Below are 13,540 nucleotides of genomic sequence, written 5' to 3' on the forward strand. Positions count from 1 at the left end.
GACGCCAGTGACGACCTTTTACAAATACCTCAGTATTTCACTCAGCAAATCGGGGGGGCTGCCGTTAAAGTGGTGGGCACAATGCCATCTTTTGAACTGACGGGTCGGAGCTTTACCCTTGCTGCGTTCTTCCGCTGTGCGTTTCAGTCATTTCCTGCCGTCATTACTGCTGTTGCTGGCGGGGCTTGCGGCTGCGTACATCAAGGATCTGAACGTCTTCTTTACGTCGCTGTTCAACGTGCTGCCCACCCTGGTGTTGTTGCTCGGTGGTGCCTATTGCGCGGTGTACCGACGCCAGCGTGAACTGTTTCTGATGGTCACGGTGTACATCGCCTACTTCCTGCTCGACACCCAGACCGACTATTACCGCGACAACGGCAAGGTGCGTGACGATGCCGCCGTGGTCTTTCATTTGTGTTGCCTGCTGCTGCCGCTGTTGTTTGGGGTGTTTGCGGCGTGGCAGGAGCGTACGCACCTGTTCCAGGATATGGTCGCGCGTTTCGCTGTGCTGCTGGCGGTGGGCAGCGTTGCATTGGCGCTCGAGCAGAGTTATCCCCATGCGTTGCTGATCTGGCTGTCGGAGATTCGCTGGCCCGCGTTGCATGGTGCGTGGATGAGCCTGATTCAGCTGTCCTATCCGGTATTCATCGCCGCATTTTTATTGCTGGCCTACCAATATTGGCGCAATCCGAGACCGCTGCACGCCGCGCAACTGGTGGGATTGCTCGGCCTGTTCTGGATGTTGCCGAAAACCTTCATCCTGCCCTTCACCCTCAACATCATGTGCAGCCAGGTGATGTTGATGATCGCCGCGGCGGTCGCCCACGAGGCTTATCAAATGGCCTTCCGCGACGAACTGACCGGGCTGCCGGGCCGTCGTGCGCTGAATGAGCGCATGCAACGGCTGGGGCGCAACTACGTGTTGGCCATGAGCGACGTCGACCACTTCAAGAAATTCAACGACACCCACGGTCACGACGTCGGCGACCAGGTGCTGCGGCTGGTGGCCAGCAAGCTGTCGAAAATCGGCGGTGGCGGTAAGGCGTATCGCTATGGCGGCGAGGAATTTGCCCTGGTGTTTGCAGGCAAGACCCTAGAAGAGTGCATGCCGCACCTGGAAGTTATCCGCGAGTCCATCGCCACTTACAACATTCAGCTGCGTAATCAGGAAAACCGCCCGCAGGACGACAACCAGGGGCGCCAGCGGCGTGCCGGTTCCGGTGCGTCGAGTGTATCGGTCACGGTCAGTATCGGCGTTGCCGAACGGATCGATCAACGCACCCCCGAAGAGGTGCTCAAGTCCGCTGATCAGGCGCTCTATAGCGCCAAGGGCGCCGGGCGCAACTGTGTGATGGCATTCGGGCAGAACCGCCGTGGTGCCGTGCGCATGGACGCCGCTATGGTTGAGTGATGATGGCGCATTCAGCGAGCGGAAAGTGATTGTGAGGTAGGGTCGACGGCAGTAGGTTGGAGAAATCTGCCGACGGAGAATGACCATGCCCGAGTACAAAGCTCCCTTGCGCGACATGCGCTTTCTGATCGACCACGTCTTCGACTTTCACCGTAACTACGCCGCGCTGGGGGCCACCGATGCCAGCCCGGACATGGTCAATGCGATCCTCGAAGAAGGCGCGAAGTTCTGCGAAAACGTATTGTCGCCGCTCAACCGCAGCGGCGATGAAGAAGGCTGCCATTTCGACAACGGCGTGGTCACCACGCCGACGGGCTTCAAGCAGGCCTTCGCCCAATATGTCGAGGGTGGCTGGCATGGCTTGGCGGCGGACCCGGTGTACGGCGGTCAAGGGTTGCCGATCTCTCTGGGCCTGGTCATCAGCGAGATGGTGGGTTCCAGCAACACCTCGTGGGGCATGTACCCCGGCCTGACCCACGGTGCGATGTCGGCGATCCACGCCCATGGCACTGAGGCGCAAAAACAGACCTATTTGAAGAAGCTCACCGCTGGTCAATGGACCGGCACCATGTGCCTGACCGAAGCTCATTGCGGCACCGACCTGGGCATCATCAAGACCCGGGCCGTGCCTGCGGCCGATGGCAGCTATGCGATCTCCGGCAGCAAGATCTTCATCTCGGCCGGCGAGCACGACATGAGCGCCAACATCATTCATCTGGTGCTGGCGAAATTGCCGGACGCACCGTCCGGGACCAAGGGCATTTCACTGTTCATCGTGCCCAAGTTCCTGCCCGACGCGACGGGCGAAGCGGGTGATCGCAACGGTGTGTCCTGTGGCTCGATCGAACACAAAATGGGCATCAAGGCCTCGGCCACCTGCGTGCTGAACTTCGACGCGGCCAAGGGCTTCTTGATCGGCGAGCCGAACAAGGGCCTGAACTGCATGTTCACCATGATGAACCACGCGCGGCTGGGTACCGGCATGCAAGGGCTGTGTCTGGGCGAGGCGAGCTTCCAGGGCGCGATCAAATACGCCAACGACCGTTTGCAGATGCGCGCGCTGACCGGCCCGAAAGCGCCGGAGAAAGTCGCTGATCCGATTATCGTGCACCCCGATGTGCGACGGATGTTGCTGACCATGAAAGCCTTCAACGAGGGCAACCGCGCACTGACCTACTTCACCGCGCAGTTACTGGACGTGGCGCACCTGAGTCCGGATGAAACGGCGCGTCAGGATGCCGAAGACTTGCTGGCGTTCCTCACACCGATCTGCAAAGCCTTCATGACTGACACCGGCCTGGAGGTGACCAACCATGGCATGCAGGTATTTGGTGGCCACGGGTTCATTCGCGAATGGGGAATGGAGCAACTGGTACGCGACTGCCGGATCGCGCCGATCTATGAGGGCACCAACGGCATTCAGGCGCTGGACTTGCTCGGGCGCAAGGTACTCGGCAGTCAGGGCAAGTTGTTGCGCGGTTTCACCAAAATCGTCCACAAGTTCTGCGCGGCGAACCACGAACATCCACAATTGGCCGGGTATGTGGCGCAGCTCAATCAACTGAATCAGCAGTGGGGTGAGTTGACCGCCAAGGTCGGCATGGCAGCAATGAAAAACCCGGACGAAGTCGGTGCCGCGTCGGTGGATTACCTGATGTACAGCGGTTACATCATCCTCGGCTACCTGTGGCTGCGCATGGCGCTCGTGGCTCAGGCGCAGCTTGATGCTGGCAGTGGTGATGGCGACTTCTGTCGGGCCAAACTGGCGACCAACGAGTTTTACTTCAAGCGCCTGTTGCCACGCACTGCCGCTCATCGGGCGGCCATCGAAGCAGGGAGCGATTGTCTGATGCAACTGCCGGCGGAGCTGTTCGCGCTTTAGTCATGTAAATCCGTTACAAAGAAGCTCGCCTTGTGCGGGCTTTTTTGTCGATGACTAAAAATTACAAAACGGTCATGAGCTGACCCTATGTGTCACAAAAGTTGTTGGGGTACACTCCGACCCAACGAAAACACTCTTCCTGTGAATCACCTGTATAGATCTTGCGAGGTTTGCCATGGCTGACTACAAAGCGCCCCTGCGCGATATGCGCTTCGTCCTCAATGAAGTTTTCGAGGTCGCCAAACTCTGGGCCGAACTGCCTGCACTGGCTGAAACCGTCGATGCAGAAACGGTCGAGGCCATCCTGGAAGAAGCCGGCAAAGTCACCAGCAAAAGCATCGCGCCGCTGAGTCGTGCAGCGGACGAGGAAGGTTGCCATTGGGCGGACGGTGCCGTCACCACGCCGGCAGGTTTCCCACAGGCCTATCAGACCTACGCTGAAGGCGGTTGGGTCGGTGTCGGCGGTGATCCTGCCTACGGCGGCATGGGCATGCCCAAAGCCGTTTCGGCCCAGGTCGAAGAAATGGTCAACTCCGCCAGCCTGTCGTTCGGTCTGTACCCGATGCTGACCGCCGGCGCTTGCCTGTCGATCAATGCCCACGCCAGCGAAGAGCTGAAAGCGGCGTACCTGCCGAACATGTACGCCGGCATCTGGGCCGGTTCCATGTGCCTGACAGAGCCACACGCCGGTACCGACCTGGGGATCATTCGCACCAAGGCCGAGCCTCAGGCCGACGGCTCCTACAAGGTCAGCGGCACCAAGATCTTCATCACCGGTGGCGAACACGACCTCACCGAAAACATCATCCACCTGGTGCTGGCCAAGCTGCCGGATGCCCCGGCGGGGCCGAAAGGCATTTCGCTGTTCCTGGTGCCGAAGTTCATGGTCAATGCCGATGGCAGCCTGGGCGCGCGCAACCCTGCGAACTGCGGTTCGATCGAACACAAGATGGGTATCCAGGCGTCGGCGACCTGCGTGATGAACTTCGATGAGGCCGTGGGCTACCTGGTCGGTGAGCCGAACAAAGGCCTGGCGGCCATGTTCACCATGATGAACTATGAGCGACTGGGCGTCGGTATTCAGGGCCTGGCCACTGGCGAGCGTTCGTATCAGAACGCCGTGGAATACGCCCGTGACCGTCTGCAAAGCCGTTCGCCGACTGGCGCGCAGAACAAGGACAAAGTGGCTGACCCGATCATCGTCCACCCGGACGTGCGTCGCATGTTGCTGACCATGAAAGCCTCGAACGAAGGTGGCCGAGCGTTTTCCACTTACGTGGCCATGCAACTGGACACCGCCAAGTTCAGCGAAGACGCCGCCACCCGCAAGCGTGCGGAAGATCTGGTGGCGTTGCTGACCCCGGTGGCCAAGGCGTTCCTGACCGACCTGGGCCTGGAAACCACCGTTCACGGCCAACAGGTCTTCGGCGGCCACGGTTACATCCGTGAGTGGGGCCAGGAGCAACTGGTACGTGACGTGCGCATCACCCAGATCTACGAAGGCACCAACGGCATTCAGGCGCTGGACCTGGTCGGGCGCAAGATCGTGGGTAGCGGCGGGGCGTTCTACAATCTGTTCGCTGACGAGATTCGTCACTTCACGGCCACCGCCAGTGCGGACCTCGCAGAGTTCACCAAGCCACTGAACGACGCAGTGACCACCCTTGATGAACTGACCGCGTGGTTGCTTGACCGAGCGAAGACCAATCCGAACGAAATCGGCGCGGCGTCGGTCGAGTATCTGCAAGTGTTCGGTTACACGGCTTACGCCTACATGTGGGCACTGATGGCCAAGGCTGCTTTCGGCAAGGAAGCGCAAGACGATTTCTACGCCAGCAAACTGGGTACGGCACGGTTCTATTTTGCCCGCCTGCTGCCGCGCATTCATTCATTGAGCGCGTCGGTGAAGGCCGGTAGCGAATCGTTGTTCCTGCTGGATGCAGGACAATTCTGATGAAGTAGCGTTATGTAAGCATTCTCTTACATAACGTGCTGCTGTTCTCCCATAGATGCAAATTGGATCCACAGCTAATCTACTTCACATGGACGTAGCGCAGGAAGCGCAAAGCAACAACAGGGACACGTAGGATTCTGCCAGGACGGCGGAGTGAAATGGATGTCAGGGAAACAGTCTGCAAAAACCCCGCTTCGGCGGGGTTTTCTTTTGCCCGGAGAAAAGTTGTCAGCGCGGTCCATCCAGAGCCTGCGCGCTGTTCAAGCGTTCATCCGGGCCATTCATCACTTCCTCCAGCAAGGTCCGCAGCAATTCCAGCGAGGCCTGCTGCCGTTGCACATCCCGACACACCAAACCGACTTTCAGCGGCACTCGTGGTTCGCTCAGGGGCTTCCATAGCAACTCGTGGTTGCCGTGAGTCTTTTGCGAGCGCCCGGGCAGCACTGTTGCCAGACGCGTGTGCGGCAAGCTGTCGAGGATCCCGGCCATATTGTTCAGTTCGGCTTGCACCTGCGGGCGTCGTCCGAGGTTTGCCAGTTGTGCCCGCCAGATCTGCCTTATTTGAAATTCCTCGCCCAACAGCAACATCGGCAGTTCGGCGGCCTGGCTCATGGACACTTTCTTGAATTCACGCAGCGGATGCTCCGCCGGGATGACCAGGGTCAGTTCATCTTCGTACAGCATCACGCCATGCAAGCCAGGCTGACGGGGCGGCAGGTAGCTGATGCCAATATCCAGAGAACCGTTGAGCAGCCGCCGCTCGATTTCCAGGCCGGTCAGTTCATAGATCTGCACCACCAGATGCGGCTGCGCCTTGCGCACCCGCTCGAGCATTTGCGGAACGAGGCTGGTATGCACGGTTTGCAACACACCAATGGCCAAGGTGCGCAGCGCCTGACCCTTGAAGTTGCCGAGCGCTTCCCGTGCTCGTTGCAAGCCATCGAGCAAAGGCTGGGCGTGGTTGTACAGCGTGTGCGCCGCGAGGGTCGGCAGCAGGCGTTTGCTACTGCGTTCGAACAGGCTCACATCGAGGTTTTGTTCGAGGTGGCGGATTTGCTGGGACAGCGCCGGCTGGGAGATGGACAGGCGCTCGGCGGCCCGGCCCACGTGGCCTTCTTCATAGACCGCGACGAAATAACGCAGTTGCTTGAAATCCATAAGTATTACTTATCGAAAATGCTGGGAAATCGAAATGGCTGAACGCCTCGTCTGAGCCTAGTCTAACCGCATTCACAGGGCTTACAGGGCCACAGAGCGCGATGAATACCGTTTGCTTCGATGGTGTTTACATAGGTAAGGCAAAAAACCTCAAAAGAGGTTTTTTCAGTTGAATCTGTTCAGTCTGCGTCGCAGTCCTCCCAGCCTTGATGATCTGGTCATGGACGCCTCCCTGCCAACCCAAGGCAGTAACCTTTCCAGCGAGTACTTGATGCCCAGTGTCGAGCGGCCGAAACAGGTGTTTGTGCGTGGCCAGGGTTCGTGGTTGTGGGACAGCGATGACCGTGCGTATCTGGATTTTTCCCAGGGAGGCGGGGCCAACAGCCTTGGTCACAGCCCTTCGGTACTGGTCAACGCCATCACCGCCCAGGCGCAATCGCTGATCAATCCGGGCTTCGGCCTGCATAACCGCGGCATGCTCAGCCTCGCCGGGCAACTGTGTGCCAGCACCGGCAGTGATCAGGCTTACCTGCTCAACACCGGCAGTGAAGCCTGTGAGGCGGCGATCAAACTGGCGCGCAAATGGGGTCAGCAGCATCGCGGTGGTGCGTCGCGAATCATTGTGGCCAACAACGGTTGCCACGGTCGTAGCCTGGGGACGATTTCGGCGTCGGACAGTTCGGCATTGATCAACCGTTTCGAGCCGCAATTGCCAGGCTTCAGCCGTGTTCCATTCAATGATCTGCCAGCGTTGCATGCGGCCGTGGATGAGCGGACCGTAGCGATCATGCTCGAACCGATCCAGAGCGAAGCCGGCGTGAACCCGGCCACCGCGCATTACCTCAAGGGTGTCGAACGCTTGTGCCGTGAACTCGGCATTTTGCTGATCTTCGACGAAGTGCAAACCGGCATCGGCCGTTGTGGCACCTTGCTCGCAGAACAGTCCTACGGCGTAACGGCGGATATCGTCGTGCTCGGCAAAGGGCTGGGCGGCGGTGTGCCATTGGCCGCGTTGCTGGCGCGTGGCAAGGCTTGTTGTTTTGACACGGGCGAGGTGACAGGCACTCATCACGGCAATGCGCTGATGACCGCTGCGGGACTTTCGGTGCTCGATACGGTGCAGGACAAGGGTTTCCTCAAACACGTCGCAGAAACCGGTCAACACCTGCGTGAAGGTTTGGGGCGTTTGGCCCATCGTTACGGTCACGGCGAGTTGCGCGGACAAGGGCTGCTCTGGGGGCTGACGCTGTCGGACGATTCTGCCGGCGCGGTAGTCAAGGCTGCGCTGTACGAAGGCCTGCTGCTCAATGCCCCGCAACCCGACTGCCTGCGCTTTACCCCTGCGCTTAATGTCAGCAACGCCAACATCGACGAAATGCTCCTGCGCCTGGCGCGCGCCTTCTCCCGAGTACGCACCGCGCAATTGCAGTGCCGTAAAGGGATTGCCGTCTGATCAGACGCGCCCTACACACATTCCCGAACCGTCTCGCGGTAAAACGCACGCCCCACGCCTGATTCTTTTGGCGTGGGGCGTTTTTTTGTCTGCGAAATTCAACGAAGGGGCAGAACTCGGGAGCAGCGGGACTGAACCCTGATAAACGGCACGGGTCGATTAGCTGTAGGGCTCGAACGAGTCGACCCAATCAGGAGCTGCCCCATGGATTTTATTCGCATCATCATCGCCATCCTGTTACCGCCGCTGGGTGTGTTTCTGCAAGTAGGATTCGGTGGAGCGTTCTGGCTGAATATTCTGCTGACGTTGTGCGGTTACATTCCGGGGATCGTGCATGCGGTTTACATCATCGCCAAGCGTTGAGCTGAGCGTCGGCAGGTCGGCAGCCTTCGCGGGCAAGCCCGCTCCCACAGGTTCTGTGGTGTGCACAAATTCTGTGGGAGCGGGCTTGCCCGCGAAGGGGGCGCCATTGTTTCAGCTCTGTGCGCAGACCTCAGTCTACTGAACCCATCACCCTTCGATAAAACAACCATTCCTGTTCCAGCGCATGAGCCTGATTGCCGGCCTTGCGAAAGCCATGGCGTTCGTCCGCGTAGTAATGCGCTTCGACCAGAATACCGTTGTCCCGCAGCGCCGCGACCATGTCGCGGGTCTGCTGCGGGACGACCACGGCATCCAGTTCCCCTTGAAAGAAGATCATCGGCACGCGGATGTTGCTTGCATGCAGCAGCGGTGTGCGGGCGGCGTAGCGTTCGGCATCCTGCACCGGATCGCCGATTAACCAATCCAGATAGTCGCTTTCGAATTTATGGGTGGCGCGACCCAGCGCCACCGGGTCGCTGACCCCATACAGGCTGGCACCGGCGCGGAACACGTTGTGAAAGGCCAAGGCGCAAAGGGTGGTGTAGCCGCCGGCGCTGCCGCCGCGGATGAAAGCCTTGTCGCCGTCGATCAAGCCTCTCTGGTTGAGGTAACTGACCACGGCACAGGCGTCTTGCACATCAACATCGCCCCAACTCAAATGAAGCGCCTGACGATAGGCCCGGCCATAACCGCTGCTGCCGCGATAGTTGAGGTCGGCCACGGCGAAGCCCCGCTGAGCCCAGAACTGGATGCGTGGATCGAGCATCGGGTAGCACGCCGACGTCGGGCCGCCATGGATGAACACTACCAATGGCGGTTTTTCCTCGCCGGTCATCGCCGGGTAGAAGAAGCCGTGTGCTTCGCCGGAGCCACTCGGGTAGCGCAAGGTTTGTGGGCTGCTGATTTGTTCGGGAGGAAGGGGGGTGATGCCGCCGGCCAGTACTTTCACTTGCCGGCTCTGCCGGTCGATGGCGATGACTGCGGTTGAACTGACCGGCGACGCGGCGATGCAATAGATGAACTGCTCATCCACGGCAAGATGGCGGAAACGGCTGTAGTCGCCGGTAAAGTCTGAGCTGGAATCGCCGCATACGCCCAATCGGCCAAACCCACCTTCGGTCCAGCTGGCCAGATAACTATTGTCGCTCAGCGGCAACCAGGTGCTTCCGCCGAGTTGCCAGGGCGCTGGGCCATGGTCCGCGGTGGCACTTGGCAATGGGCTCAGGCCTTTGTCAGATTCCATCCAGGGCTGCCAGTACCCCGCGCGATCCGTCAGGCAATACAAGCGACCGCCGGCATCAAACCGCGGTTGTTGCACAGACTCTTGAGTGCCGTCGCCCGCCACACAACGAGCCTCGGCAAACCCGCCATTGGCGAGGCGTTCGGCAACCATCAAACGGGTCGCTGTCCATGGCTGGTCCGGGTGATCCCATTCGATCCAGGCCAGACGCCGGGCATCAGGGCTCAGCGTCGGTGCCGCGTAGAAATCAGCACCTTCGGCCAGCAGGTGACGTGCGCCATCCAACAGATCGATTGCCACCAGTCGGTGTTGATCGCGATGCTCCTCGACTGCCAGCACTTGCCCGTTGGCGAACTGTAAATCGCCATAACGGCACACACCGAACGTGAGCCTTTCGGGCGGTTCGTCTTGCAGTGCTTGCCGATACAGCTGCTGGTCTGCCTCGTTGACGAAAACGATACCGTCGTCCGTCAGACAAAACGCTCCGCCGCCATATTCGTACACCCGACTGCGCACGCTGAACCCCGGTGGCGTCAGACATTTCGCTGCACCGTCGCGCCAATGCCAGATTCGGCACGCCGCGTCTTCGGGGCGGTACTCGTTCCAGAACAGGCCCTGTCGACCGACCTGCAGCTCGGCAAAGTCGATACCGGCGGCTACGGCTTTGGCAGCGCTGAAAAGTTCAGCTTTTGGCGATGAGGCGTGAGTTTCGTTCATTGCGAAAGGCCAATTGGTCGATGGTCTGGGTCGCGTGTTCGGCTTCTTCGCGAGCCTTGAGGATCACGCCGTGTTGTGGCGACTTGCTGCACACCGGGTCGGCGTTGCTGGCATCACCGGTGAGCATGAACGCCTGGCAGCGGCAGCCGCCGAAGTCCTTTTCTTTCTCGTCACAGGAGCGGCACGGTTCGGGCATCCAGTCATAACCGCGAAAGCGATTGAAGCCGAACGAGTTGTACCAAATGTGCTGCATGCTGTGCTCGCGCACATTGGGAAACTGCACCGGCATCTGTCGGGCGCCGTGACAGGGCAGGGCGGTTCCGTCCGGCGTGACCGTCAGAAAAATACTGCCCCAGCCATTCATGCAGGCTTTCGGGCGTTCTTCGTAGTAGTCCGGGGTGACGAAAATCAGCTTGCACGGATGCCCTTCGGCTTCCAGCTTGGCGCGGTATTCATTAGTGATGCGTTCGGCGCGCACCAGTTGCTCTTTGGTTGGCAATAGCCCGACGCGATTGAGCTGAGCCCAACCGTAGAACTGGCAAGTGGCGAGCTCGACGAAGTCCGCTTCCAGTGCGATGCACAGCTCGATGATGCGGTCGATCTGGTCGATGTTGTGCCGATGGGTCACAAAATTCAGCACCATCGGATAACCGTGGGCCTTCACCGCCCGGGCCATTTCCAGTTTCTGCGCAAAGGCCTTTTTCGAACCGGCCAGCAGATTGTTCACCTGCTCGTCGCTGGCCTGGAAACTGATCTGGATATGATCGAGACCGGCCTTCTTGAAGTCGCTGATTTTCTGCTCGGTCAGGCCGATGCCGGAGGTGATCAGGTTGGTGTAGAAACCCAGTTTGCGCGCTTCGGTAATCAGCTCGGCGAGGTCCTGGCGTACCAGCGGTTCACCACCGGAAAAGCCCAGTTGCGCCGCGCCCATTTCCCGCGCCTCACGGAACACCTTGATCCACTGTTCGGTGCTCAGCTCTTTGCCCTGTTCGGCGAAATCCAGCGGATTGGAGCAGTACGGGCATTGCAGCGGGCAGCGATAGGTCAGCTCGGCCAGCAGCCACAGCGGCAGGCCGACTTCAGGTTTGGGCGGCACTTGCACCGATGAATCAGGCAAGTTCGATCCAGTGCTGCGCACGGGCAACCTCCATGAATTGCTCGATGTCGTCACCGAGCTCGGGCACGCCGGGGAACTGTTGGTCGAGCTCATTGATGATCGCCGCGACATCCCGTTCACCGTCAATCAAGCCGCCGATCAGTGCGGCACTTTCGTTGAGCTTGATCATGCCTTCCGGGTACAGCAGCACGTGGCCTTTCTGCGCCGGTTCGTACTGGAAGCGGTAGCCGGGACGCCAGGTCGGGGTCTTGCTGCGATCGAAACTCATAAGGTGATTCCTTTGTGCCAGACCCGTTCCCCGGTCACGCTGTGATATGGCGGGCGATTCAGTTCGTAGGCCATGCTCATGGCATCGAGCATGCTCCAAAGAATGTCCAGTTTGAACTGGAGAATTTCCAGCATGCGCTCCTGGCCTTCCCGGGTCTTGTAGTGCTCAAGCGTGATCGCCAGACCATGCTCGACATCACGCCGTGCCTGACCCAGGCGGGTGCGGAAATACTCGTATCCGGCCGGGTCGATCCATGGGTAATGCTGCGGCCAACTGTCCAGGCGCGATTGGTGGATTTGCGGGGCGAACAGCTCGGTCAGGGAGCTGCTCGCGGCCTCCTGCCAACTGGCGCGGCGGGCGAAGTTGACGTACGCGTCCACGGCGAAGCGCACGCCGGGCAGCACCAGTTCCTGGGAGCGCAACTGGTCCGGGTCGAGGCCGACGGCCTGGCCCAGACGCAGCCAGGCTTCGATGCCACCGTCTTCACCGGGCGCGCCGTCGTGGTCGAGCAGGCGCTGAATCCACTCGCGGCGGATCTCGCGGTCAGGGCAGTTGGCGAGGATCGCGGCGTCCTTCAGCGGGATGTTCACCTGATAGTAAAAGCGGTTGGCGACCCAACCCTGAATCTGTTCGCGGGTGGCCCGGCCTTCGTACATCGCCACGTGGTAGGGATGATGGATGTGGTAATAGGCGCCCTTGGCGCGCAGGGCCGCTTCGAATTCGGCGGGGGACATCGGGGTGTCGGTCATTGCGGTTCTCCGGTGCACAACCGTTGAAATCTTTGGTGTCTGGTCGGACACCTTCGCGGGCAAGCCCGCTCCCACAGGGGGTGTGTACACCACAAGTCCAATGTGGGAGCGGGCTTGCCCGCGAAGGGGCCCTTTGCTACAGCACAATACTCATGCCGTCATACGCCACTTCAACCTGGCGCCGATCCAGCTCCGCCCGTTCCGGCGAATCCTCATCGAGAATCGGGTTGGTGTTGTTGATGTGGATTAGCACCTTGCGCTGCGTGGGCAGTTGCTCCAGCACTTCGAGCATGCCGCCGGGGCCGTTTTGTGCCAGGTGGCCCATCTCGCGCCCGGTGCGGGTGCCGACGCCACGACGCTGCATTTCATCGTCGTCCCACAACGTGCCGTCGACCAGCAGGCAATCGCTGCCCGCCATGATCTCCAGTAGCGGCTCATCCACTTTGCCCAGTCCCGGCGCATAGAACAGCTTGCCGCCAGTGCCGCGGTCCTCGACGATGAGGCCGATGTTGTCGCCCGGATGCGGGTCGAAGCGGTGCGGCGAATATGGCGGTGCGGCACTGCGCAAAGGCAGCGGGGTGAAGCGCAGGTTCGGGCAGGCGGGGATGGTGAAGCTTTGATCGAGCTCAATCCGGTTCCAGTTCAGCCCGCCGTTCCAGTGGGTCAGCATGGTGAACAGCGGAAAGCCGCTGCTCAGGTCTTCGTGAACCATGTCCGTGCACCAGACCTGATGCGGGCAACCCTCGCGCAGCATGAGCAGGCCGGTGGTGTGGTCGATCTGGCTGTCCATCAGGATGATCGCGCTGATCCCGGTATCGCGCAGGGCGCGGCCAGGCTGCATCGGGGCGAAGCTCTGGAGTTGGGCACGAATGTCCGGGGAGGTATTGCACAGCACCCAGTTCACGCCGTCATCGGAAATCGCGATAGACGATTGCGTCCGCGCCTTGGCCCGCAGGCTGCCGTTGCGAAAGCCTGCGCAGTTCGCGCAGTTGCAGTTCCACTGGGGGAAGCCGCCGCCGGCAGCGGAACCTAGAATCTGGACAAACATGGACACTCCATCGTTTCAACGCTGAAAATAAAACGCCTCGGATAACCGAGGCGTTGTGCTGCACGTCTACCAAGGTAGAGATTAGCGGCTTGCGAAGTACATGGTGACTTCAAAGCCGATACGCAGGTCGGTGTAGGCAGGTTTGGTCCAGGCCATAAATTGAACTCCTTCAGGTGGGTG

Annotated in this window: 12 protein-coding genes; 5 read left to right on the plus strand and 7 right to left on the minus strand. The window is 60.1% G+C overall.

Going from position 1 to position 13,540, the window contains the following annotated elements; genetic code table 11:
• The first annotated feature begins 118 nt into the window (after window positions 1-118).
• The 3 genes from AC07XF_RS04455 (at window position 119) to AC07XF_RS04465 (ending at window position 5,247) form a co-directional block, all read left to right on the plus strand.
• Window positions 119-1,411 (plus strand): GGDEF domain-containing protein, encoded by a 1,293-nt coding sequence (locus AC07XF_RS04455; protein ID WP_495025553.1) that lies wholly within the window; start codon window positions 119-121, stop codon window positions 1,409-1,411.
• A gap of 85 nt (window positions 1,412-1,496) precedes the next feature.
• Complete coding sequence (locus AC07XF_RS04460) at window positions 1,497-3,293, plus strand: acyl-CoA dehydrogenase C-terminal domain-containing protein (RefSeq protein ID WP_495025554.1); 1,797 nt, start codon at window positions 1,497-1,499, stop codon at window positions 3,291-3,293.
• A gap of 175 nt (window positions 3,294-3,468) precedes the next feature.
• Window positions 3,469-5,247, plus strand: coding sequence for an acyl-CoA dehydrogenase C-terminal domain-containing protein (locus AC07XF_RS04465; RefSeq protein ID WP_429490187.1), 1,779 nt, complete (start codon window positions 3,469-3,471; stop codon window positions 5,245-5,247).
• A gap of 228 nt (window positions 5,248-5,475) precedes the next feature.
• On the opposite strand, the gene AC07XF_RS04470 is transcribed toward AC07XF_RS04465, so the two are convergent.
• Window positions 5,476-6,405, minus strand: coding sequence for a LysR family transcriptional regulator (locus AC07XF_RS04470; RefSeq protein WP_495025555.1), 930 nt, complete (start codon window positions 6,403-6,405; stop codon window positions 5,476-5,478).
• 169 nt (window positions 6,406-6,574) lie between these two features.
• On the opposite strand from AC07XF_RS04470, the gene AC07XF_RS04475 reads away from it, so the two are divergent.
• Window positions 6,575-7,858, plus strand: a complete 1,284-nt coding sequence (locus AC07XF_RS04475) for an aspartate aminotransferase family protein (protein WP_495025556.1) — start codon at window positions 6,575-6,577, stop codon at window positions 7,856-7,858.
• A 204-nt stretch (window positions 7,859-8,062) separates the two neighbouring features.
• Window positions 8,063-8,221: a YqaE/Pmp3 family membrane protein gene (locus AC07XF_RS04480; RefSeq protein WP_003228885.1), complete on the plus strand. Its 159-nt coding sequence runs from the start codon at window positions 8,063-8,065 to the stop codon at window positions 8,219-8,221.
• Between the two features lie 130 nt (window positions 8,222-8,351).
• On the opposite strand, the gene AC07XF_RS04485 is transcribed toward AC07XF_RS04480, so the two are convergent.
• The 6 genes from AC07XF_RS04485 to pqqA all read right to left on the minus strand — a co-directional run bounded on the left by AC07XF_RS04485 (window position 8,352) and on the right by pqqA (window position 13,516).
• Window positions 8,352-10,178, minus strand: a complete 1,827-nt coding sequence (locus AC07XF_RS04485; RefSeq protein WP_495025557.1) for a S9 family peptidase — start codon at window positions 10,176-10,178, stop codon at window positions 8,352-8,354.
• Window positions 10,144-11,316, minus strand: coding sequence for a pyrroloquinoline quinone biosynthesis protein PqqE (gene pqqE, locus AC07XF_RS04490; RefSeq protein ID WP_495025558.1), 1,173 nt, complete (start codon window positions 11,314-11,316; stop codon window positions 10,144-10,146). The genes AC07XF_RS04485 and pqqE overlap by 35 nt, the downstream gene beginning before the upstream one ends.
• On the minus strand, window positions 11,288-11,563 hold the full coding sequence (gene pqqD / locus AC07XF_RS04495) for a pyrroloquinoline quinone biosynthesis peptide chaperone PqqD (RefSeq protein WP_015097086.1): 276 nt from the start codon (window positions 11,561-11,563) through the stop codon (window positions 11,288-11,290). The genes pqqE and pqqD overlap by 29 nt, the downstream gene beginning before the upstream one ends.
• Complete coding sequence (gene pqqC / locus AC07XF_RS04500) at window positions 11,560-12,312, minus strand: pyrroloquinoline-quinone synthase PqqC (RefSeq protein ID WP_085586309.1); 753 nt, start codon at window positions 12,310-12,312, stop codon at window positions 11,560-11,562. Before pqqC ends, pqqD begins: the two co-directional genes overlap by 4 nt.
• Window positions 12,313-12,448: 136 nt before the next feature.
• The gene (gene pqqB / locus AC07XF_RS04505) at window positions 12,449-13,360 is read right to left on the minus strand and encodes a pyrroloquinoline quinone biosynthesis protein PqqB (RefSeq protein ID WP_495025559.1); all 912 of its coding nucleotides are present in this window, start codon (window positions 13,358-13,360) and stop codon (window positions 12,449-12,451) included.
• An 81-nt stretch (window positions 13,361-13,441) separates the two neighbouring features.
• Window positions 13,442-13,516: a pyrroloquinoline quinone precursor peptide PqqA gene (gene pqqA, locus AC07XF_RS04510; protein ID WP_003444522.1), complete on the minus strand. Its 75-nt coding sequence runs from the start codon at window positions 13,514-13,516 to the stop codon at window positions 13,442-13,444.
• Between the last annotated feature and the right edge of the window lie 24 nt (window positions 13,517-13,540).

The sequence above is a fragment of the Pseudomonas sp. GW821-FHT01C01 genome (genome assembly GCF_059422645.1).